This window comes from Catenovulum sediminis, from assembly GCF_007289895.1.
In the GTDB taxonomy this organism is placed as follows: Bacteria; Pseudomonadota; Gammaproteobacteria; order Enterobacterales; family Alteromonadaceae; genus Catenovulum; species Catenovulum sediminis.
Window position 1 is genome coordinate 3,914,950 of record NZ_CP041660.1, and the last position, 21,685, is coordinate 3,936,634.

Annotated in this window: 22 protein-coding genes; 7 read left to right on the forward strand and 15 right to left on the reverse strand. The window is 39.7% G+C overall.

What is annotated here, in order from left to right; all coding sequences use genetic code 11:
* Positions 1-69: 69 nt before the first annotated feature.
* The 11 genes from FNT16_RS16675 to hemA all read right to left on the reverse strand — a co-directional run bounded on the left by FNT16_RS16675 (position 70) and on the right by hemA (position 10,870).
* Entirely contained in the window at positions 70-837 is a 768-nt protein-coding gene (locus FNT16_RS16675) for an SDR family NAD(P)-dependent oxidoreductase (protein ID WP_143872648.1), read from the reverse strand.
* Complete coding sequence (locus tag FNT16_RS16680; protein ID WP_143872649.1) at positions 838-1,281, reverse strand: nuclear transport factor 2 family protein; 444 nt, start codon at positions 1,279-1,281, stop codon at positions 838-840.
* Positions 1,268-2,695, reverse strand: coding sequence for a deoxyribodipyrimidine photo-lyase (gene phrB, locus FNT16_RS16685; protein WP_143872650.1), 1,428 nt, complete (start codon positions 2,693-2,695; stop codon positions 1,268-1,270). Before phrB ends, FNT16_RS16680 begins: the two co-directional genes overlap by 14 nt.
* Positions 2,695-3,648 carry a YbgA family protein gene (locus tag FNT16_RS16690; RefSeq protein WP_143872651.1) on the reverse strand — a complete coding sequence of 318 codons (954 nt, stop codon included), beginning with the start codon at positions 3,646-3,648 and terminating at the stop codon, positions 2,695-2,697. The genes phrB and FNT16_RS16690 overlap by 1 nt, the downstream gene beginning before the upstream one ends.
* A 79-nt stretch (positions 3,649-3,727) precedes the next feature.
* The gene (locus FNT16_RS16695) at positions 3,728-4,276 is read right to left on the reverse strand and encodes an NAD(P)H nitroreductase (RefSeq protein WP_143872652.1); all 549 of its coding nucleotides are present in this window, start codon (positions 4,274-4,276) and stop codon (positions 3,728-3,730) included.
* A 42-nt stretch (positions 4,277-4,318) separates the two neighbouring features.
* Positions 4,319-5,080 (reverse strand): BPSS1780 family membrane protein, encoded by a 762-nt coding sequence (locus FNT16_RS16700; protein ID WP_143872653.1) that lies wholly within the window; start codon positions 5,078-5,080, stop codon positions 4,319-4,321.
* Positions 5,081-5,092: 12 nt separating this feature from the next.
* Entirely contained in the window at positions 5,093-5,890 is a 798-nt protein-coding gene (locus tag FNT16_RS16705) for a tetratricopeptide repeat protein (RefSeq protein ID WP_143872654.1), read from the reverse strand.
* Positions 5,891-5,961: 71 nt separating this feature from the next.
* The gene (locus FNT16_RS16710; protein WP_143872655.1) at positions 5,962-7,503 is read right to left on the reverse strand and encodes a DUF3369 domain-containing protein; all 1,542 of its coding nucleotides are present in this window, start codon (positions 7,501-7,503) and stop codon (positions 5,962-5,964) included.
* A gap of 175 nt (positions 7,504-7,678) precedes the next feature.
* Complete coding sequence (prmC, locus tag FNT16_RS16720; RefSeq protein ID WP_143872657.1) at positions 7,679-8,518, reverse strand: peptide chain release factor N(5)-glutamine methyltransferase; 840 nt, start codon at positions 8,516-8,518, stop codon at positions 7,679-7,681.
* Entirely contained in the window at positions 8,518-9,603 is a 1,086-nt protein-coding gene (gene prfA, locus FNT16_RS16725; RefSeq protein WP_143872658.1) for a peptide chain release factor 1, read from the reverse strand. The genes prmC and prfA overlap by 1 nt, the downstream gene beginning before the upstream one ends.
* A 10-nt stretch (positions 9,604-9,613) precedes the next feature.
* Entirely contained in the window at positions 9,614-10,870 is a 1,257-nt protein-coding gene (gene hemA / locus FNT16_RS16730; RefSeq protein WP_143872659.1) for a glutamyl-tRNA reductase, read from the reverse strand.
* A gap of 76 nt (positions 10,871-10,946) precedes the next feature.
* On the opposite strand from hemA, the gene lolB reads away from it, so the two are divergent.
* The 5 genes from lolB to FNT16_RS16755 all read left to right on the forward strand — a co-directional run bounded on the left by lolB (position 10,947) and on the right by FNT16_RS16755 (position 15,571).
* The gene (gene lolB, locus FNT16_RS16735; RefSeq protein ID WP_185976628.1) at positions 10,947-11,543 is read left to right on the forward strand and encodes a lipoprotein insertase outer membrane protein LolB; all 597 of its coding nucleotides are present in this window, start codon (positions 10,947-10,949) and stop codon (positions 11,541-11,543) included.
* Complete coding sequence (gene ispE, locus FNT16_RS16740; protein ID WP_143872661.1) at positions 11,540-12,400, forward strand: 4-(cytidine 5'-diphospho)-2-C-methyl-D-erythritol kinase; 861 nt, start codon at positions 11,540-11,542, stop codon at positions 12,398-12,400. The genes lolB and ispE overlap by 4 nt, the downstream gene beginning before the upstream one ends.
* Positions 12,401-12,471: 71 nt before the next feature.
* On the forward strand, positions 12,472-13,419 hold the full coding sequence (locus tag FNT16_RS16745) for a ribose-phosphate pyrophosphokinase (RefSeq protein WP_143872662.1): 948 nt from the start codon (positions 12,472-12,474) through the stop codon (positions 13,417-13,419).
* Between the two features lie 141 nt (positions 13,420-13,560).
* Complete coding sequence (locus FNT16_RS16750) at positions 13,561-13,830, forward strand: DUF3081 family protein (RefSeq protein ID WP_143872663.1); 270 nt, start codon at positions 13,561-13,563, stop codon at positions 13,828-13,830.
* 127 nt (positions 13,831-13,957) lie between these two features.
* Positions 13,958-15,571, forward strand: coding sequence for a GGDEF domain-containing protein (locus FNT16_RS16755; RefSeq protein ID WP_143872664.1), 1,614 nt, complete (start codon positions 13,958-13,960; stop codon positions 15,569-15,571).
* An 8-nt stretch (positions 15,572-15,579) separates the two neighbouring features.
* Here the strand turns inward: FNT16_RS16755 and lolE are convergent, their stop codons facing one another.
* The 3 genes from lolE to FNT16_RS16770 are packed head-to-tail and all read right to left on the reverse strand — an operon-like array spanning position 15,580 to position 18,752.
* Positions 15,580-16,824 carry a lipoprotein-releasing ABC transporter permease subunit LolE gene (gene lolE / locus FNT16_RS16760; RefSeq protein ID WP_143872665.1) on the reverse strand — a complete coding sequence of 415 codons (1,245 nt, stop codon included), beginning with the start codon at positions 16,822-16,824 and terminating at the stop codon, positions 15,580-15,582.
* Positions 16,817-17,524, reverse strand: a complete 708-nt coding sequence (gene lolD, locus FNT16_RS16765; RefSeq protein ID WP_143872666.1) for a lipoprotein-releasing ABC transporter ATP-binding protein LolD — start codon at positions 17,522-17,524, stop codon at positions 16,817-16,819. The genes lolE and lolD overlap by 8 nt, the downstream gene beginning before the upstream one ends.
* Entirely contained in the window at positions 17,517-18,752 is a 1,236-nt protein-coding gene (locus tag FNT16_RS16770) for a lipoprotein-releasing ABC transporter permease subunit (RefSeq protein ID WP_143872667.1), read from the reverse strand. Before FNT16_RS16770 ends, lolD begins: the two co-directional genes overlap by 8 nt.
* A gap of 237 nt (positions 18,753-18,989) precedes the next feature.
* Between FNT16_RS16770 and nhaB the strand changes: the two genes are divergently transcribed.
* Together nhaB and dsbB are read left to right on the forward strand one after the other, a co-directional pair.
* A complete protein-coding gene (gene nhaB / locus FNT16_RS16775; RefSeq protein ID WP_143872668.1) occupies positions 18,990-20,582 on the forward strand; it encodes a sodium/proton antiporter NhaB in 1,593 nt (530 codons plus the stop codon).
* Positions 20,583-20,676: 94 nt separating this feature from the next.
* Positions 20,677-21,183: a disulfide bond formation protein DsbB gene (dsbB, locus tag FNT16_RS16780; RefSeq protein ID WP_143872669.1), complete on the forward strand. Its 507-nt coding sequence runs from the start codon at positions 20,677-20,679 to the stop codon at positions 21,181-21,183.
* A gap of 120 nt (positions 21,184-21,303) precedes the next feature.
* Here dsbB and FNT16_RS16785 read toward each other — a convergent pair whose 3' ends face one another.
* Entirely contained in the window at positions 21,304-21,618 is a 315-nt protein-coding gene (locus FNT16_RS16785; RefSeq protein ID WP_143872670.1) for a hypothetical protein, read from the reverse strand.
* Positions 21,619-21,685 lie beyond the last annotated feature (67 nt).

Consider the following 21,685-nt stretch of genomic DNA (forward strand, 5'->3'; position numbering starts at 1 on the left):
GTCATTGACTGCGTGTTATTATTGTTATTGTGTTTGTTATTGTTAAGAGTCCGATAAACGCACCGTCAATCAGGACGAATTGCCTTGCGCCATTTTCATCGCGATAGCATGTCTAGAACCAATCGGTAATCGGTTTAAAAGTTTTAAAGTCCATGACAAGCGTTTGGGAAAGTGAATGTGTTTTTTATTCGCTGCGAGCCCCTGATAAATGTGCAATGCGGCGTCGTTTGCTTCAATGAGCACGGGCATGTCAAACTCATTTTTTTCGGTCAGCGGCGTTTTTACAAATCCAGGTTCGATTAAAACGATAGATAAGTTTTTGCTATAGTCGACTCTTAAAGCATCAACAAAATAAGCCAAAGCAGCTTTACTGGCACCGTATCCCTGGGCTTTTGTAAAAGGCAGTTGGGTGGCTAAACTTCCCATAAAGGCCACTTTAGCTTTCCCAGCGTTTTTTGCCGTCGTGCAGTTTGTACTCATCAATGGTAAGAGTGCTTCGAAACAATACACTGCACTAAAGAAATTTTGCTGGATACTATTGACGATAATTTCCGAATCAAACGACTGAGGGTTCATGTATAAGCAGCCTCCTGCATTTAAAATACAGATATCCAAACTGCAGTTTTGATTGTGTAATGTTTCACACAGCTGCTTAACTTCTGCTTTACTGCTGACATCGCAACTAAACGCCTGTATGCCCAAGGATTCAAGCTGTTGTAATTTTTCTAGGTTGCGACCCACTGCAATGACTTTAAAGCCTTGCTGCTGATATAGTTCGGCTAATGCTCTACCGATACCTGAGGTTGCCCCCGTTATCAACACTGATTGTCGGCTCATTTAATACTCCGAAGCTTTCCTTTTTATATATCCAGAAATACGTTTGATAACAGGAATTTGATCAAACAACATCAGAGAAAGATCAAAATAATCTCTATGCGAATAAATTTTTTCCTGCTTAAATTTGATGACAGATATACCTTCTAGGCGAATCAAATCCCCCTTTGCCAAGGTTTTGTGCGTTAACATCATTTGCCATTCAATAAAAGCAGTACCATCGTGAACCTGTGCTGTTTTCAATAAAAAGTCGCAATCTTCAACGTTTTGATACATATGAGAAAAATACTGCTTTAATTCAACCAACCCTTTTATTTGATGAAGTGGATCGGTAAATTCGATTGTTTCAGCGTAAAATTTATCCAACATATGCAAATTATTTTTATCTAATGATCGGTACATCTGGAAAAACTGTTGAATAAACGCTTGCTCTTCATTGACTTGCATTTTTATACATCTCTAAGGTGAGTTGACGAGCAACTTTATGATCGACAATCTGATCCGGATAATTCAGCGGTTTAGCATACCTTTTGGCATACTCTTGTGGCTTGTGGATCCATTTCTCTGGTACGTCATTTAACTCTGGACAATACTTTTTAATAAACCCCCCTTTACTATCAAACCTTTCGCCTTGGGTAGTCGGGTTAAATATCCGAAAATAAGGAGCTGCATCATGCCCTGTTGAAGCGCTCCACTGCCAACCGCCGTTATTTGCAGCAAAGTCTCCATCAATTAGTTTTTGCATAAAATATTTTTCACCCCAACGCCAATCTATTTGCAAGTCTTTCACTAAAAAGCTAGCGGTAATCATACGCAAGCGATTATGCATCCAACCGGTTTGATTAAGTTGTCGCATCGCAGCATCCACGATAGGGTAACCAGTCTGCCCTTCACACCACGCCTTAAAATGACTCGGGTTATTGCGCCAACCTAACTTTCGATAGCTTTCTTTCACCGCCAGCTGTTTCGAAATAAGCGGATAAAAGGCCACTAAATGTCGATAAAATTCTCGCCATATTAATTCACTTAACCAAACTTCGGCGCCACTTCCTTTAGCGAATACCGCCTCGCCTTGCTCTAAAACCAAGCGATTTAATGCTTGCCTCGGTGTTAATGCCCCAATGCTAAAATAAGGACTCAACGAACTCGTTGCTTCTAAGTGCGGAAAATCTCTGTTGTGTTGATAGTCTTCCACTTGCTCACGACAAAAAAGCCTTAAACGCTCTAATATCGATTCTTCATCTGCGGGCCAAGCTTTAGCGATTGCCGATTCGATAGGCGCTATCGCATCGCAACTTAATTCTAGCTTTTGCCAAAGCAACATATTCTCTTCATTTTGTTTGTGTGGTTTCTTTACACACTGTGGAATATGATTTGACAACAATTTAAGCCACTGTTTTTTGAACGGCGTAAATACACTGTACCAAGTTTGATCTTGTTTTTTCACTGTGCCGGGCACAAATATGAGTGAGTCATCTGTACGATAGATTTTCGTCTTAGTAGATGCCAGCGATTCAACAATATAGCTGTCTCTTTGCTGTTCATTGAGCTCATACTCATTGCAAAAATGTAAGCTACTGACTGACTTTTTGATACACAATTGACTCACCCAAGCCTGTGCACTTTTATAATCAGGGCGTGATATAAGCAACAGAGGAATATTGAACTTTGCTAAATCGTTTTTTAACTGTTGCACGCGAGCATAGAGAAGCGCTTTTTTACACTCTGCCATATCGTGCAAAGCCCATTGCTCTGGTGTAAAAACATAGACTGCAGCAACAGCGCCTTCAAGCTGACTGGCTTTAGTTAAAGCACTGTTGTCTGCAATGCGTAAGTCATTCCTAAACCAAACTAAGTGCATTATCCATTTAGCCCCATTTTGAGTGGATATGGCGCAAAATAACTTTGCTGAGATAAATATTCATTTGGATATTTCGTTAGATAGTGTTTAACCAAGGTTAACGGCGCTAGCAAAGGTACAAAACCTGCACGATATTGTTGTATCAATTCAGTCAGTTCTTGCTTTTCGTCTTTGTCTAACTCTTTTTTAAAATACCCTTGGATGTGTTGCAGCACATTGCAATGTTTTTTGCGCCCTGCAATATTTTTAAGCGCGCTCATTAATTGGCTAAAGTACTCTGCTTTTAATTTTTCAAGGGGAATATTGTCATGATTAGCGACCAACTTCCCTAAAGATTTGTAAGCTTGATAGCTGTGCGACATGATTTGATATTTTCGGCGTGAGTGAAATTGCACGAGATCAGCCATATTCTCGCTTGCGACAAAGTTACTTTGCCAGTCAGCATGCACATAAACTCTCTCAATGAAATTTTCTCTAAGTTGACTATCGTTCAGTCGACCATCTTCTTCAACAGGTAAGTTGGGATATTTTTCCATCAATGTTTTGGTAAAAATTCCAACACCGTTTTTACCAATCTGATTGCCTTCTTTATCATAAACTTTGAGTCGCTCCATGCCGCAACTTGGCGATTTAGAGGTCACGATAAACCCATTTAATCCACTAAAAGATTGGCACTTGGTTTCGCTGTAAGCCTGCATTTTATCCGTGTAGTCGACTTCTCCTGTCCGGCTGTCGACCAGCTTTACCAAGCCTTCATCTTCTATCAAACGAATGGGCTTGCGCGGTATCGACATCCCAATGCCAACTTCAGGGCATACTCTGTGATAAGTTGCGTAATTACAAAGCACTTGGTTGGCGAAGTATAGATTTTTGTGACCGCCGTCAAAACGAACGTTTTCACCCAACAAGCAAGCGCTTATACCTATATTTATTTTTGGAAATTCTATTTTCATGTTGTCCCCTTTTCCGCTTCTAAACCTTTAACGAAAGTTTAGACTAAGCAGATCATTTAAGGGGACAATTTATTATTTTTTACCAGTATTGAACAAAATTTTGATAATTTTTTCTCGATTTTGCTGGCACATCACCTTTTGCAGTACCTAAATAGATATATCCGACAATTTGTTCTTGAGCGGTTAATTTTAGTTGTTGTTTAATATGTGGGTGATAAGCGAACACGCCTGTTCGCCAAATTCCCTGAAATCCCTGCGCAACTGCGGCCATTTGAATAGAGTGCGCTGCACAACCGGCTGCAATTAATTGTTCACTTGCTGGGATCTTATTATTTTCGTCAATATTGGCGATTACCGCGATGACCATAGGCGCTCGCAATGGCATATTCTTCGCTTTTTCAATTTTTTCACAGTCAGCACCATCTTGCTCCGCAGCTTCTGCGTATATTTCACCTAAATCGACTAATGCTTGTGCTTTAAACACAATAAAACGCCAAGGCGTTAACCCGCCATGATCTGGCACACAACAACCCGCTTGTAATATATTTGCCAAAACATCCCCATTAGGCGCCGGTTCAACTAACTGGTTATACGAGGTGCGTTTGAGTAATAACTCGATTGCTTGCATTACCTTCTCCTAATATAAATTTCTGCGAGTCCGAAGTCCCCGCTAAACATACAAACTGCCATCTGATCCATCGTCACTATCGTCGTCATTTTCGGGTAGCTTAAAGGTCTGCCGTGTGACGAAAATTTCTTTTTGTACAATAAAAAGAGTGCAATGCATGATAGGTACAAAAACCAACAAACCCAACAGCATAGGGATTACGGCAAGAAACAAAGCGAAGAATGAAAAGATACAAAACACAAACAGGGGCATTAAGTTTTTAATACAGCCATAGGCTGAATATTTTAAAGCTTCAAATGCCGCGACCTTATGCAATACAACCAAGGCAGAAGCAAGCACCATAATAAGCAAAAATGGTAAATACATGAACGCGGCTACTTGCATTAATTTTAAAAAACTTTCAACTTGGTCCAGTTGATTTAAATCTACCTCAGTGACATGAGATGCAATGCCAACACAAATAAAAGACACTAATAGATTAACCGCAAAAATTTGTAATAGTGGTAGATAATGATATCGGATTGCACTGAATACGGCTTCAAAATGAAATTGTTTTTTTTCTACAACATGCGCAGACAAAGTGAAAAAACCAGGTAACAACAAACAACCTACAGCTTCTCCAATTAAGGGGATCATTGTTAAGGCTAAAACCGTTGTATACATTAAAACGCAGAGAATAATCCAATGTAGTTTATGCTGATTAAACTGTTTAAAGCCTAGTGTAAACCAGTCAAAAACGGCCCTAGCAGGCCGTTTTGCGATGGTAATTTGTTGTTCTTTGGTGTTAGAAAATAGTGGTTGCATAAAGTTATTTATCTAATGAATAGGTTGGATATTATTCGGAATATTTTCGAGTTGTAGTTGAATAAGCTGTGCTAATGGATCAGTAGGACACTGCTCTACAAAAAACTTTAAGTCTTCAACTGCACACCACTCACAATTTAATTGTTGTAACAAAAATCCCCGATCCCGCCTTTCGTATGGATTATCAGGTTCTTGTTGAATCAGCATATCCACAGCGCGTAATGCTTTTTCATAATCGGCGTTTTCGATCAAGGCGGTTTTATAAATACTGAGCATCAACAGCACGATATAATCGTTTGCAAACTCGTCTTCATTGCGCTTCAAGGCTTTTGAACCTTGGACAGCTGATTTTTTCCCCTTGACCTGAAGTATGCTGTCAACTTCCGGCAAATCTAAACTGCGCCCTGAAGCCACATCAATAAAGACATATTGTTGCTCTTCTACCTTTATTTTAAGCAGTACATGATCCTTTGAAATCATAGGTGTACTTGTGATTCCAGCTGAACTAAAAAGATCACTTAAAATAACAGCTAAAACTGGGGGGGCTGCTGTATGGGTTATTAATCCTTGCAGTAAGTTATAATATTGTGCCCCAGAGCTAACATTTGGCAATGAGAAAATTTGTTGGAAATAGAAAAAATCCAGAGTGCTTTGAATCTTTTCAACCTTGCAGTCATCACACTCTTGCAGTTTAGCATGCAGCTGATGACACATAGATTCAAAAGCACTTGCAGCTTGCTGAGTGAGCTCTGCGCTATGAACTTGACCTGCTACTTCAATATATTTAGCTAGAATTGAATTTTTTATCAAAGCAATAAACCCAATGAAACTTAAAACTCATCATAACATTGGGGTTAACTGTAAAAATTCAAGTTTTTACTCTACTTGTCCGGTAAAGAAGCCAGTACTGCTTCAAATTCGTCAATATTGTCGACAAAAATATCGACTAATTCCGGATCAAAATGTTTACCTTTTACTGCCTTGATTTCTTCTAGGGTGCGCTCTAAGTCATATGCTTCTTTGTAACAGCGTTTATTGCGCAGTGCATCATAGACATCTGCCAATGCAACAATTCTACCATATAAATGAATTTCACTACCCTTTTTCCCATTTGGGTATCCACTACCATCCCACCATTCATGATGGTCACGTGCAATAAAGGCTCCGGCCTTAATAATAGGTTTATCACTCCCTTTTAAAATGTGATATCCCTGTGATGCATGAGTGCGCATTATAACCCATTCTTCCTCTGTCAATTCTTCGGGTTTGTTTAGAATTCTATCCGGAATACCAATTTTACCAATGTCGTGTAATGGCGCAGCTAATACCAAGGTATCTGTTTCTTCTTCACTTAAGCCTAATGCGCGAGCAAAAATACGACAATAAGCAGCAACTCGCTTTACATGATTGCCAGTTTCTTCTGAGCGGCATTCAACTGATTCACTCAAACGCATTACAATTTCTTTTTGAGTGTTTTCTATATCTAAGGTCAACAACACATTATCGTAAGCAATTTGGACATTTTTAGTAAACAATTCAATTAAATGTTTGTCTGTTTCACTTAATTCTTCTGATATATTTGCGATATACAAAAGTGCCCCGTGATCACTATGACTTTCGCAATAAGCAACGACAAAATCACTACCATATACAATCGCTTTGTTATCAATTGCTTCATCAAACGCTTGTTTTAAAGGGTCTGTCGTAATGACATCAAACACGCGTTTTCCTTCAAGGTTAGCAAACTCCCCTTGACCGGTTAATACAACTAATTCGCCATGCCCAATATGGTTATCTGCTATTAATGAGGTAACGTACATCGCCTCGTTAGTACAATTAATAATTGAAGTCAGTTGACGCAAAATACCATTGATAAATGAATCCATAGAATGATTGGCAAACAGGTTGGCGGAGGCCTGAATAATGGTTTCTAAACCCAAACGATTTTTTTCTAGCGCCATAATGTCCCGATAAGAACGCAGACTTGCCATAATAACAGTAAAGAGCTTTTGCGCTGTCAGTTCGGTTTTAGATTTGTAGTCGTTAATATCGTAATTAACAATAACCTGGCGTTCAGGTGCTTGCCCTGGTTGTCCGGTTCTTAAGATAATTCTTACAAACTGATTTTTGGCTTCATTTCGAATGTAATCTGCCACTTGTAAACCAGCATCATCTGTTTCCATTACAACATCAAGCAGGATTATCGCTGTATCTGGATGTGCTAATATCAGCTCTTTTGCCTCTGCGCCCGAATAAGCACTGATAAACTCGAGTTTGTGGTGTTGGAAAGAAAAATCACTTAACGCCAGTTTAGTGACCGCATGAACTTCAGGTTCATCATCAACGATCATAATTTTCCATGAAGATTCATATTGAACTTCTTCTTCAATTTCTTCATCAGAAAATAAAAAATCGTTTGCCATAGATTACGCTCCATATTTGCACTATTGCCACTATTACCACTATTACCACTATTACCACTATTACCACTATTACCACTATTACCACTATTACCACTATTGCCATAGTCGGCAGCATTTAATACAAAATTAGACCAGTAATTAAAAAGAGGCAAGTTTGAAACCGTTAAAGTGAAACTTATTTACAACCGCAAGTTATCCGTTCTTTACCTGCTAGGTCACTGATTGTATTTATTTTTTTAAATCCGTTTTTTAACAGTATTTGACGAACTTCAGCCCCTTGCTGAAAACCATGCTCTAAATATATCCAACCGTCTTCAACTAAATAGCTTAATCCTTGTTCTACAATTTTTTTTATATCTGCAAGACCATGGTCCGGAGCAACCAAAGCACTTAAAGGTTCAAATCTAACATCACCTTGCTGCAGGTGAACATCGTTTGCTTCTATGTAAGGCGGGTTAGAAACAATTGCGTTGAACTTTCCCCCTTTGGGAATAGCTTGGTACCAAGAACCATGGTGAATACTAATATCTATATTTAATTGACTGGCGTTTTTTTGCGCTAAGTGAAACGCATCAACATTGTATTCAACTGCATCTACAGTCCAACTTGGACGTTCACTTTTTATGGCAAGTGCAATTGCCCCTGTGCCAGTACCTAAATCAAGCAGTTTGCAACTATCAAGAGCCGATAAAACGGGATTATTGATAACTGATTCTACTAATATTTCGGTATCCGGTCTTGGAATTAAAGTCGAAGCATTTACGTTTAAAGCTAGACCCCAAAATTCTTTTTTACCCAGTATATGCGCTATCGGCTCACCATTTTTCCGGCGTGCCAGTAACTCATTGAATTCGCTTATCTGTTCAGTCGATAACGCTTTTTCAGGCCAGGTCATTAGATAAGCACGATCATCTTTACCTATTGCATGCAAAAGTAACAGCTGCGCATCTAAAGTCGCACTGTCACTTTCAGGCAATTGACTCGCAGCAAATCGCCATGCTTGTTGTAAGTTCATCAAGAATCTGACAATGCTGCTAATTGATCCGCTTGATGTTCATGAACTAAGGGCTCAATAACTGCATCTAAATCACCTTCAACCACTTCATTTAATCGATATAAAGTCAGATTTATGCGGTGATCTGTGATTCGACCTTGCGGATAATTATAGGTACGGATCCGCTCTGAGCGGTCACCACTGCCGATAATACTACGTCTTTCAGACTCTTCCGCGACTCTGCGTTTTTCATCTTCAGCCGCTTGAATTCTGGCAACCAATACAGACATGGCTTTAGCTTTGTTTTTATGCTGCGAGCGTTCATCCTGACATTCCACGACCACGCCAGTCGGTAAGTGGGTAATACGAACCGCAGAATCGGTTTTGTTAACGTGCTGACCACCGGCACCAGAGGCCCGGTAAGTATCAATTCTCAAATCGCCCGAGCTAATTTGTACAGCTTCTGATTCAGGAATTTCTGGCAATATAGCGACCGTACAAGCAGATGTGTGAATTCGCCCCTGTGATTCAGTTTCTGGGACACGCTGAACTCGGTGGCCACCTGATTCAAATTTCAAACGGCCATAACACCCATCACCAATAATGCGTGCGACAACTTCCTTGTAGCCTCCCTGTTCACTTTCGTTACAGCTGACCAATTCAACACGCCATTTTTGGCGTTCAGCATAACGCGAGTACATGCGGAAAAGATCGCCCGCAAAGATTCCGGCTTCGTCGCCCCCTGCTCCAGCTCGGATCTCGATAAAGCAGTTGCGCTCGTCATTAGGATCTTTTGGCAATAATAAAATCTGTAATTCTTGCCGTAAGTTTTCAAGAATATTTTTGGCGTCCTTGATTTCATCTTGCGCCATTTCTTTTATCTCAGGATCATCTTCCTGCAACATTTCTTCAGCTGTTGCTAAATCTTCCTGAGCTTGTTGATAAGCTTTAAAGGCTTTTACGACCTCTTCTAGTTGCGAGTACTCTTTTGACAAAGCTTTAAATTTGTCTTGATTTGAAATAACGTCACCGTCACTCAATAAGGCTTGAACTTCTTCATACCTTTCATCTAATGCTTCTAATTTACGTAAAATGGATTCTTTCATGATAATAGTATTACTCAGAGTCGATGCCGAAATGTTCGGCCAAAAATTCAATATTTGATTTGTCTTCCGCCACGGCGGCTTGTTTTAATGCAACTGTTGGTGGGTGCACCAACTGATTGGTTAGTTTGCTAGCAAGTTCTTTTATCACCCGTTCGGCATCGGCCCCTTGATTCAATTGATTCAAAGCACGGTTTAATAAAGATTGTTTAATTTCTTCCGCTTGACTTCGATAATTACGAACGTAATCAACTGACTGGCGCGATGCTAACCATCCGTTAAAAGATTCTACTTCGCGTACAATTATCTTTTGTGCTTGCTCCGCCGCTTGCTGACGCTTCTGCTGGTTTTTCTGCACAATACCTTGCAAATCATCCACTGTATATAAATATACGTTGTCGACATCATTTACCTGCGTTTCGATATCACGAGGGACGGCTAGATCAACCATAAACATGGGCCGGTTGCGCCTATGATGCATTGCACTTTCAACCATACCTTTGCCAACTAAAGGTAGTGGACTAGCAGTTGAACTAACAACAATATCTGCGTCAACCAACAAATCAGGGATCGCAGACAAGGTCGCTGTTTGTGCATTAAAGTTTTGCGCTAAAAGTTCAGCTCGCTGCACACTTCGGTTTGCGACCGTTAAAGTTTGACAACCCGCTTCTACCAAATGTCGAGCCACCAATTCAGTAGTTTCGCCAGCACCAATTAACAAAACACTGACTTTACCGAGATCTGAAAATATGTGTTTAGCAAGATTAACCGCAGCATAAGCAACTGAAACTGCAGAATCTCCAATTTGGGTATTGGTTCGAACGTCTTTGGCAACTGAAAAGGTAGTCTGGAACAGGCGAGATAATATGCCACCGATAAATTGATACTGCTCAGCCGTCGCATAGGCTTGCTTTAGCTGCCCCAAAATTTGAGGCTCACCCAACACCATAGAGTCTAAACCACAGGCAACTTGCATTAAATGCCGAATACTTAGATCATCAGTATAAAAATATAAGCAATCGGTTAAAGCTTGACGATTTACGCCATGTGTTTGAATTAGCCAATCAATTGCAGATAGCTTGCTAAATTGAGTTGCATTCAGATAAACTTCGGTGCGGTTACAAGTAGAAACAACAACAGCCTCGAGAACACCATAATGATTTTTTAAGTCAGCAATGGACTCCACCATTTGTTCTGTAGAAAATGCTATTTTCTCCCGTATACTAACTGGAGCTGTTTTGTAGCTTATACCGAAAGAAAATAATGCCATTGATTCTGTTTAGTGTTACCCGAAAAAGATTCAGTTAAAATGGAAAGATGATAATTTTACGAGATGGACAGCCAGATTGAAAGCTTTTCACCTACACATTCTGTATAAAACATGCGTTCTGCTCTTTTTTTTAACAAGCTGCAGTACAATTAAGGACATCCCGGATTTAAAGGCGCTCTATTCGGCAAATCAAATTTCAAGTTTTGCACTACACGGCAAGATAGCTTTTATAACAGCCCAAGAACGTCAATCGTCAAATTTATATTGGCAGCAAAAAAATGAACGTTACGAGCTCAATTTAACAACGTTTTTAGGAATTCAACTTGCAGAAGTTGTCGGTACGCCCAACCATTTATTTGTCTCTGCTGATGGAAAAACCTATCAATCTAATTCACCGGAGCAATTAATTGAAGAAACAATCGGCTGGCCAGTGCCGATTTCACATTTACAAAATTGGATTAAAGGTGTTCATAACGGCGTGATAATTAATCGTCACGATAACAAGCAAGCTAAAGAAGTTTTAGTCAGAACCTCGTCAACCGAAGAATGGACACTCAACTATTTATCTTATAAAAAATACGGAAATATTTACTTACCTACAAAAATAAAATGTCAAAGTTACGGCTTAACAGTCATTTTGCAAATAAATGAATGGGAAAATATTAATCAATGAAAACCGAATACACCTGCCCTGCACCGGCTAAAATTAATTGGTTTTTACATATTACCGGTAAAAGAGAAGATGGTTATCATAACTTAAGTACCTTGTTTCAATTTATTGACTTGCAAGATGAGCTCACTTTCAAGCCAATTGATACACATGAAGTTCGTTTAAGCGGTGATTTATCTGGCGTGATAGCAGAAAAAAATTTAGTTTATAAAGCGGCTCAAGCACTCATTCAAGAAAACAATAACGTCTTGCCTTGCGGTATTGAGATTGATATCCAAAAAAACATTCCCAGTGGGGCCGGACTCGGTGGCGGCTCGTCTGATGCAGCAACGACACTATTGATGTTAAATAAAATATGGCAGCTCAATTACTCTAATGCTAAATTGCGTCAAATAGGCCAACGGCTTGGTGCCGACGTGCCCGTTTTTGTCAATGGATTAAATGCCTTCGCTACGGGTATTGGCGAGGTATTAAATGAACATAAGATGAGCGAAAGAACTTTACTATTGGCGCTCCCTACAGCTTGCCATATTTCTACTCCAAAGATGTTTGCCGATAAAACACTCAAACGTGACAGTGAAATACTGACCCCTGCAAGCTATCAATTTACTAAAAGTAGAAATGATTTCCAACCAATTGTCACTAAGCTGTATCCTCAGGTTGCCAAAACCTTACAGTGGTTGCTAGAATACGCGCCATCCAGACTGACGGGAACCGGCGCTTGTTGTTTTGCTTTAGTTGAAAATACGAGTGAAGCAAAAAAAGTTGCCGCTATGGCACCAGAAGATATTTATACTTTTGTTGTAAACACCCTGAAGACTTCACCTGTTCATCTGAAAATAGCCGAACAGTTTTCGTAATTGGTAGTAGCTTAAAACTGCGACTAATATAATGTATTCAATTAAAAAAAAATTGCCTGAGGTTCACCATCGTGCCTGATATGAAAATATTCACAGGAAACGCTACTCCTGAATTAGCCCAAAGGATAGCTAACCGTCTTTACACTAAACTTGGCTCTGCAGTAGTCGGACGTTTTAGTGATGGCGAAATCAGTGTGCAAATAAATGAAAATGTCCGGGGTGCAGATGTATTTGTAATCCAGTCAACATGCGCTCCAACCAACGACAACCTTATGGAACTAATCGTAATGATTGATGCATTACGTAGAGCTTCTGCAGGTCGAATTACAGCTGTGATTCCTTATTTTGGCTACGCCCGTCAAGATCGTCGCGTACGCTCTGCTCGTGTCCCCATTACCGCTAAAGTTGTTGCTGACTTTTTGTCTAATGTCGGTGTAGATCGCGTTTTAACGGTAGACCTTCACGCCGAACAAATTCAAGGTTTCTTTGATGTGCCAGTGGATAACGTATTCGGTAGCCCAATTTTAATTGAGCATATGTGGGAGCAAAAATTCGAAAATCCGGTTGTTGTATCACCGGATATTGGTGGTGTTGTGCGTGCTCGTGCAATCGCTAAGCAATTTGATGACTGTGATTTGGCGATTATCGACAAACGCCGTCCGCGTGCAAACGTAGCTCAAGTAATGCACATAATCGGCGATGTTGAAGGCCGTGATTGTATTATTGTCGATGATATGATTGATACAGGCGGTACTTTATCTAAGGCTGCAGCAGCGCTAAAAGAAAAAGGGGCGCGTCAGGTATTTGCATATGCAACTCATGCAGTTTTCTCAGGCAATGCAGTAGAAAATATTCGCGATTCACAAATTGATAAACTGATCATCACAGATAGCATTCCACTGCGTGACGAAATGCGCGAACTAGAAAAAGTTGAACCTTTAACTTTGAGTTCAATGTTAGCTGAAGCAATTCGTCGTGTCAGCAATGAAGAGTCAATTTCTGCAATGTTCGAAAGCTAGATCTCAAGCCGGCTTTACGACCCAATCTTCAAAAAAAGAGCTTACCCGGTTAAGCTCTTTTTATATTCCTTTTTGATCTTTTGTCCAAACGCCCCCGTTGTTATGCTATAAACAAGCACTTATACAAAAAAGGAATATAAGATGAAAAATACCTTAGATAGCAAATACATTTACCGCATTTTTTCCTTTATTGTCGAAAAAGGTGAAAAAACACCAGAGGGTCATGTACTCAATGGTTTAACGGCTGTTGAATATCAGGATGGTTACATAATTGAAATATCAGACCATAAAGTCACTTTAACACTGGGTTTTCATCAAAGTTATCAACTCGATTACAAAAACCAACTAGAGCTAGATGACTTTATGATGAAGATTGAACAAATCAGTCGTGACTTCAAATCAACTAAATAATACTGAAGTGTCCCATATTCACTTACCTAAAGTGAAAAATAAATCGCTTTGTCGCTAGAAAACGTGGGATTCTAGTCTAAAGTTTAAGACATAACTCATGTAAAAAGTACACAATATAGGTTCTCATATGGAATCGAATACCTTACGGAAAAGCTGTTTTTTCTGGTTTTCAGGTTTAATTCTCGTAGTACTTGTTGTCGCACTTCAGTATGTAATTGAGTCAAAGCTAAAAGAAAACCAAAGGCACCAGCTTAGCGATATTGCCAATTTGTATATTACCCTCTTTAATCAAATTTATGTTGAAGAGCTAGAGCCAGCCTACCATGAAACCCAGCAAGTATTTTATCAAGGCAGGCAAGATGATCTCATTGCCACAATAATGGATGAAAACGGCAATGTGATCGTACACTCATCACTGCATTGGAGTGAAATAAGTAAATTACCCAACCAGCGTCAGTTTAAAGAAGTGAGTTCGCTATTTACTCAGGATAGCTCCTACGTATTAAGAAATGATCCGCAATCTGGGATAAAATATTTACACTTTGCAACAGGTTTTATTTCTCCTGACAATATGAACTATATTGCTCGTATATCCGTACCCCAAAAATCTTTTATCACCTTATTAAATAACTTTAGAATTCAAATAGCTGTTTTTATTGTAACATTTATTGGATTTTACTGGTTTAGCCATACGTCAGAGCGTAAGAATGTTTTAAAATTAGCCAGCAAACACACTTCAGAATTGGAAAATACCATAAAGCAAACTGCCGGCAATTACATTGAATTGCAAAAAGCCAGTTCTTGCATGGCCGTTGCCAACACTTACGATGAAGCAATCAATATTTGTCAGCAACTTTTTACTACAACCTATCCGCATATTTTTGCCGCTATCGAACTGCTCACACCTTCTGAAAAAGTGCGTCTCGATTGCTGGGCTATCCGTATTGGGCATACATACAACGCAACCAAAGAAGAAGGTTTTTGTGCACACACGTTAACGGCCATGCAAAAGTACAATTGCCGATCTCACGTCTGCTTTCCATTACTGGCCGAAGGCAATACTTTTGGCGTTTTAACCATTATGTGTACCAGTGAGAACAAAGAAACAACAATTTCTAAAAGTAATGAAACGCAATTTGAATTTATTGCACAAAGTTTAGCCTTGAACCTCGCCAGAATAGAGCTAAAAGACAAACTCAATAAAAAAGCAAATACAGACTCAATGACCCACTTGTGGAACCGACGTTACTTTTTCAGCAAACTGAACAAATGGCAGGCAAAAGCGGAAAATTTGAACCTACGTGCAGCAATATTAATGATTGATGTCGATCATTTTAAAAGCATTAACGATACCTTAGGTCATGAAGCCGGCGATAAAGCATTAAGGCTGCTTGCGAAAACCTTAAAAGCGAATATCCGGGATGAAAATGATATCGCGGCTCGCATTGGTGGTGAAGAATTTGCACTATTTTGCGAAGGGCTTGAAATTGAACAAGCGACCGCTATGTTTTCCAGAATTAGTAATATGTTAGCAGAGCACCCGCTAACCAATGGCAAAATAATTACGATTTCTATGGGTGTCGCGTTTTATCCTGACATTAGTTTAAAAAATGATGAACTGATAAGACAAGCCGACAAAGCACTTTATTTAGCAAAAGAGCGCGGCCGTAATCAAATTTGTTTCGCGTCGTCTAATCCTTTAAAAAGTGTCCCAAACAGTACAACAACGCGGCGCTCTTAAAGGTATTGTTACGTATGTCCAACAACACCAGCAGGCTCAACCGAACTGGCTTTTAAGGCTGGATAAATGGTCGCTAACAAAGACATAATCATGGCTGCTGATGCCGTTATAAGAACATCACTCCAATGTAATTCTGTTGGTAAAAAGTCGATAAAGTAAATATCACTTGAAAGAAATTGTACACCTAACATAGTTTCAATCAGTACTAAGACGTCACTTAAATACCACGCGCCTAATATCCCAAACACCACACCAATGGTCGTACCGATTAAGCCAGAAACAACCCCTTGCACAACAAAAATATTAACAATCTTTGTATTGGTCATTCCCATTGTTTTGTAAATTGCAATGTCACTACGTTTTTCATTTACAGCCATCACCAGAGTGGAAACAATATTAAAACAGGCCACTGCAATGACTAAAGCTAATATTAAGTACATAACTCCCCGTACAAGTTGTATATCGTTGTATACATGACCAAATTGACGCGTCCAATCCTGAATGTAAACATATACGGGTAAGCTAAAACCAATTTCACGTGCAATCTTTGGTGCGGCAAATACATCGTCAATTTTTAAGCGAATACCTTGCACACCACTTTGCCAGCCACTTTCTTTTGCAGCTTTGTGTAATGACATATATCCCACGAGATGGTCTAACTGACCGCCAGATTCAAAATACCCTAACAGTGGAACTCTGATCAGTGTGGGGGCTGAGAACTGCTTTGTTTCCCCTGTTTTAGGCACTAAAATTTCAACCCAATCACCGATTTCAAGCTGCAAACTCTCAGCCAAACCTTTACCTAGCAGTAAGCCTTCCTGACTGTTGAAACTCGCAGCCACTTCATCATTTACATAGTGATGCAAACTAGATACTGATTTTTCAGCCTGCCAATCAATGCCTCGAATCTCTAAAGGTTTAAGTTTATCTGCTTGTTGTATCAGCGCGCCGAAAGATATAAATGGCGCAACCCCCTCTATTTCCTGCCGCGCCATTAATTGTGCTCGAATCGACTGCCAATCCTCTATACCTGAGGGTTCTACAGCGATATATTCAATATGCGGGACAATCGACAGTAAACGGTTTTTAAGCTCTGCTTCAAAACCGTTCATCGCAGAGAGCACCCAAATTAACACACAACAGCCTAAAGCAATCCCGCTTACAGAGGATGCAGAGATAAAGCGAATAAATGCATTTTTATTCCGACTTCTGGCGTATCGATAGCCTATCTGACTCGTTAAAGCATCAAACATTTTCAATAACCTGAGCTTTGTACTCTACCAATTTTCCATGCTCTAACTTAAGTTGGCGATCCATTCTATTTGCAAGATTTAAATCGTGAGTTACAAAAACAAATGAAGTAGATAAAGATTTTTGTAAGTCGACAATCAATTCGAAAATACCCGCAGCATTATCAGCATCAAGATTACCGGTCGGTTCATCAGCCAGAACTAATTTAGGTTTATTGACTAATGCCCGCGCAATCGCAACTCTCTGTCGCTCGCCACCCGATAAAGCAGAAGGCAAGTGTTTCAAGCGATGAGAAAGCCCGACTCGTTCTAACATTTCACTGGCGGTCTGCATTGCTTGTTTACGTTCAAGCCCTGCGATTAAAAGTGGCATCGCAACATTTTCCAATGCATCAAATTCAGCCAACAAATGGTGAAACTGGTATACAAATCCTAAACTTTGATTTCGAAACTCAGCTTGTTTGCGGGCTGAAAGTTTATGTACATCTATTCCTTCAAACAATACTTGGCCTGAAGTAGGTGTATCTAAAGTTCCTAAAATATGCAACAGGCTACTTTTGCCCGATCCTGAACTGCCGACGATAGCTAAGTGCTCTGCTTCATGTACTTGTAAATTAACATCATGTAAAACTTGAACCTTATTATTGCCGTCTTGGTATGTTTTACTGATGTTGCGGCATTTTAAAATAACCTGACTATTCATGTTTTAATATCTCGGCTGGATTGGTATTGGCGGCTCGATAAGCTGGATAAATTGTCGCCGTAAAACTCATCAAAATTGCGGTGAATGCTATCGCTACCACTTGTTGGTAATGGATATCTACGGGTAAACCCTGCATCGCGTAAGCTGGATTGGCAAATACTTGGATACCTAAAATAGCCAATAATGGATTTAAAAAATAACATAGTGTCAAACCCAAAATGGTACCAATCAAGGCACCCCCACATCCTTTATACATTCCCTGAAAAACAAACAGCAAGACAATATCATATTCACTCATGCCCATTGTCTTCAAGCTGGCAATTTCTCCTTTTTTATCATTTACCACCATCACTAAAGCTGAAACAATGTTAAATGTTGCGACCGCGATAATCAGCGCCAGCATCATCCACATAATATTTTTTTCCATTTTTACCGCTTCAAATAATTCACCTTGGGTTTCTCGCCAATCCACAATATCAGCGTCAGCAAAGTGTTGTTGTAAATAAGACGCGACCGTGTCCAGTTCAAAGGCATTATTTAAATATATGCGATAAGAATTAGCAGGCCCTGCTGGGATTCTTAACAATCTCTGTAAATCAAAGACATTAATCAAAACAACATTAGCATCCACATCAGAACCTGCATCGAATATTCCCGAGACTGTAAATTTCCTTTGTACAGGCATTCTACCCATTGGCGTATAAATGCTTTTTTCTGCCAACATAATTCGAACTTTATCACCAACCCTAACATCCATTCTGCTGGCAAGTTGTTGCCCCAGCAATAGGTTATAATCACCAGCTTGTAACGAGTCAAACCGACCATACTGCATATGGCTAGCGACAATTGATAAATCTTTGGCGGATTGAACCTCTATACCTTGTACCGATATCGCCTGCATATGAGTTTGCGACTGCACTAGCCCCGAACTTTGGATATAAGGTGTCAGCCCTTTTATATTTAACTCAGTTGAGCTATCAGCCAGTTTCTGATGTAATTGTTGCTCAGTCGTTTGCGTAAAACTAACAACCATATGCGGGATCACGCCTAGAATTCTTTTTTTCAGCTCACTTTCAAAACCATTCATGACTGAAATAACTAAAATAAGCGCTAAAACCCCCAGACTAATACCGGCAACAGAGAAAAAAGTAATAAAAGACACAAACCCGCTACGCTGACGACTTTGGCTATAACGATATGCGATAAAAAATCGATTGGGCTTAAACAAAAAATATAATCCGTAATACCTTAATTTAGGTGTGCACTATATCTAACTTTGGGTGCGCTTAAAAGCGCTGAAAATATAAGAAATATCAGAAAATAAGCAACTCAAGTGAATTTCACTCACTAAGGCCGAAAATTGTTGTTATATCACGTCAGGTTGTTACTAATAATGCTTTCCATTCATGGTCTCGCCCTGTAAAATCCGCCCCCAAATTGAACCATTACAAAGGAAACGCATTTAATGCCGCAGTCGTTACCTCATGCCTTAATGAAAAACTTTCTGGGTCAAGCCCCAGATTGGTACAAACTCGCTATAATCACGTTTTTAGTTATCAACCCGCTCCTTTTTTATATTTCTCCTTATATTGCCGGTTGGGTACTCATTATCGAATTCATATTCACCTTAGCCATGGCCTTAAAATGCTACCCTTTACAACCCGGTGGTCTACTGGCAATTGAAGCAATTGCAATCGGCATGACATCTGTTGATCATGTTATGCATGAAATAGAAACCAATTTAGAAGTGCTCTTGTTGCTTATTTTCATGGTTGCCGGTATCTACTTTATGAAGAACTTGTTGTTGTTCTTGTTTACTAAGTTATTGATACGCGTACGTTCTAAAACCATGTTATCGCTTGCTTTTGTATTTTCATCGGCCGTTTTATCCGCCTTTTTAGATGCTCTGACGGTGATTGCCGTTATTATTGCCGTTGCTGTAGGCTTCTATTCTATTTATCATAAAGTCGCATCTGGCAAAGACTTTTCTGATAAACATGACCATACCGCTGATGATAGAATCGAACCCCTGTCCCATGCTCAGTTAGATCAATTTAGAGCCTTTTTACGAAACCTAATGATGCATGCGGCTATCGGTACTGCATTAGGTGGTGTGATGACTATGGTCGGCGAGCCACAAAATCTAATTATTGCAGATAAGTCTGGCTGGGGATTTTTTGAATTCGCCGTCCGTATGGCGCCAGTCACTGTGCCGGTCTTTTTTATGGGCTTATTAACCACCTTTTTAGTCGAAAAATTTAAAATATTTGGTTACGGTGCGCATTTACCAGACAAAATTTGGAAAATATTGTCTGATTATGATGCTTATCAAGACAAACGCTTAACGAAACTGGACGTTGCAAAGTTTTGGGTGCAAGGCGTCATTGCCGTTTGGTTGATTGTTGCTTTAGCCTTACACTTAGCGGCAGTCGGTTTAATCGGCTTAAGTATTATTATTTTTGCAACGGCATTTTGTGGTGTGATAGAAGAACATGCTATTGGCCATGCATTTGAAGAAGCATTACCCTTTACCGCATTATTGTGTGTATTTTTTGCAATTGTTGCTGTCATCATTGACCAAAAATTATTTATCCCTGTAATTGATTGGGTACTGACCTTTGAGGGTAAATCTCAGTTAGCTGTATTCTATTTGGCAAACGGGGTTTTATCTATGGTCAGTGACAATGTCTTCGTTGGCTCTGTTTACATTACAGAAGTTAAGCAGGCTTTACTGAACGGCCAAATTACTCGCGACCAATTTAACTTACTTGCTGTGTCAATTAATACCGGTACAAACCTACCCAGTGTTGCAACACCTAATGGTCAAGCTGCGTTTTTATTCTTATTAACAAGCACCTTAGCACCATTATTAAGACTATCTTATGGCAGAATGGTTTGGATGGCTTTACCCTACACTGTCATTTTAACGATAGTTGGATTGCTTTTGACATGGCAGGTTTTACCTCAGGCAACCGATATGATGTACGATATGCATTTAATTGAACATCAGGTTGAAGCGCCTGTAGACGGAACTTCCGGCCATACCTCTGGTCATTAATACGGAATATGCATTAGTATCAGAGTTGACGTATTAGAGCAGCAATTGGCTGCTCTTTTTTTAATTCATCTCATTTTAAAAGAGGGAGTAAAATGTGAAGTTTAATGAATGTCGTATCGCTTGGTTAGCATTTGCAGCCAGTCTATTATTGCTAGAAATAGCGGCGTTAGTATTTCAATACTCATTTGGATATGAACCCTGTATCAAATGTATTTACCAGCGTTTAGCACTCTGGGGTGTGTTTGTTTCTGCGCTGCCTGCTGTCATCTTCCCAAAACAAATGCTAACGCGTTTGTTCGCATATGTGGGTGGTATATTTTGTTCCCTGTGGGGCTATAAAATAGCGAGCGAGCATGTTGAACTACAAAATGCGCCCAACCCATTGTTTGCAGCTTGTGAAATGCTCCCCAACTTCCCTGAATGGTTTAAACCGGATGTTTGGTTTCCAGCTTTATTTGAAGCCAGAGGTGACTGCGCGGCTATAGACTGGACATTTTTGTCAATGAGCATGCCTGAGTGGATGAAAGTCATCTTTTTAGCGTACGCAATTATTCTAACTTTTGTCTTAGTTTATCATTTAATTAGATACAAGCAGCTTTAACTCAATAAAACCTGATGCTATTTTAACGTCAGTTTTTTTCTTACGCTGCTCAAACAAAGCTATTTTGATGGTTTATAGTCAAGGATAGTTTTAAAGTGATGTCTGCGGTAGTTCAGGTGCTTATTCTTTAGGTTCTTTTAAAGAGTCTCGCGGATGTATCCTTTGTTCGTTTTTAGCAGCCTGATATCTTGTACGTTTTAAACTACGTATAAACCTGCGCTCCTGATATTTACGCCAAATACGGCTCAGTACAGAAAACAGTGCGGCCAGAATCAGCGCCCCCCACAACAAAGGACTGGTAAAAGGACTGCCAGAACCGCCCCCATCAATCCATTTTGTTCCGCCCTGATATAACCAGTAAAACAGCCAGGCTGACGATAAAACCAAAGCTGCACTTGCCATTACCACGGACAATTGTTTAATAAAATTGTACATTACACGCCAGAATTTCAAAACGACAAACCTTTTTAAAACGCCAGCATGTAGTGTAACGAAAAATGAT

Coding starts and splice junctions, on each gene's coding strand:
- FNT16_RS16675 (WP_143872648.1), bottom strand. CDS start 837: ATGAGCCGACAATCAGTGTTGATAACGGGGGCAACCTCAGGTATCGGT.
- FNT16_RS16680 (WP_143872649.1), bottom strand. CDS start 1,281: ATGCAAGTCAATGAAGAGCAAGCGTTTATTCAACAGTTTTTCCAGATG.
- phrB (WP_143872650.1), bottom strand. CDS start 2,695: ATGCACTTAGTTTGGTTTAGGAATGACTTACGCATTGCAGACAACAGT.
- FNT16_RS16690 (WP_143872651.1), bottom strand. CDS start 3,648: ATGAAAATAGAATTTCCAAAAATAAATATAGGTATAAGCGCTTGCTTG.
- FNT16_RS16695 (WP_143872652.1), bottom strand. CDS start 4,276: ATGCAAGCAATCGAGTTATTACTCAAACGCACCTCGTATAACCAGTTA.
- FNT16_RS16700 (WP_143872653.1), bottom strand. CDS start 5,080: ATGCAACCACTATTTTCTAACACCAAAGAACAACAAATTACCATCGCA.
- FNT16_RS16710 (WP_143872655.1), bottom strand. CDS start 7,503: ATGGCAAACGATTTTTTATTTTCTGATGAAGAAATTGAAGAAGAAGTT.
- prmC (WP_143872657.1), bottom strand. CDS start 8,518: ATGAACTTACAACAAGCATGGCGATTTGCTGCGAGTCAATTGCCTGAA.
- prfA (WP_143872658.1), bottom strand. CDS start 9,603: ATGAAAGAATCCATTTTACGTAAATTAGAAGCATTAGATGAAAGGTAT.
- hemA (WP_143872659.1), bottom strand. CDS start 10,870: ATGGCATTATTTTCTTTCGGTATAAGCTACAAAACAGCTCCAGTTAGT.
- ispE (WP_143872661.1), top strand. CDS start 11,540: ATGAAAACCGAATACACCTGCCCTGCACCGGCTAAAATTAATTGGTTT.
- FNT16_RS16750 (WP_143872663.1), top strand. CDS start 13,561: ATGAAAAATACCTTAGATAGCAAATACATTTACCGCATTTTTTCCTTT.
- FNT16_RS16755 (WP_143872664.1), top strand. CDS start 13,958: ATGGAATCGAATACCTTACGGAAAAGCTGTTTTTTCTGGTTTTCAGGT.
- lolE (WP_143872665.1), bottom strand. CDS start 16,824: ATGTTTGATGCTTTAACGAGTCAGATAGGCTATCGATACGCCAGAAGT.
- lolD (WP_143872666.1), bottom strand. CDS start 17,524: ATGAATAGTCAGGTTATTTTAAAATGCCGCAACATCAGTAAAACATAC.
- nhaB (WP_143872668.1), top strand. CDS start 18,990: ATGCCGCAGTCGTTACCTCATGCCTTAATGAAAAACTTTCTGGGTCAA.
- FNT16_RS16785 (WP_143872670.1), bottom strand. CDS start 21,618: ATGTACAATTTTATTAAACAATTGTCCGTGGTAATGGCAAGTGCAGCT.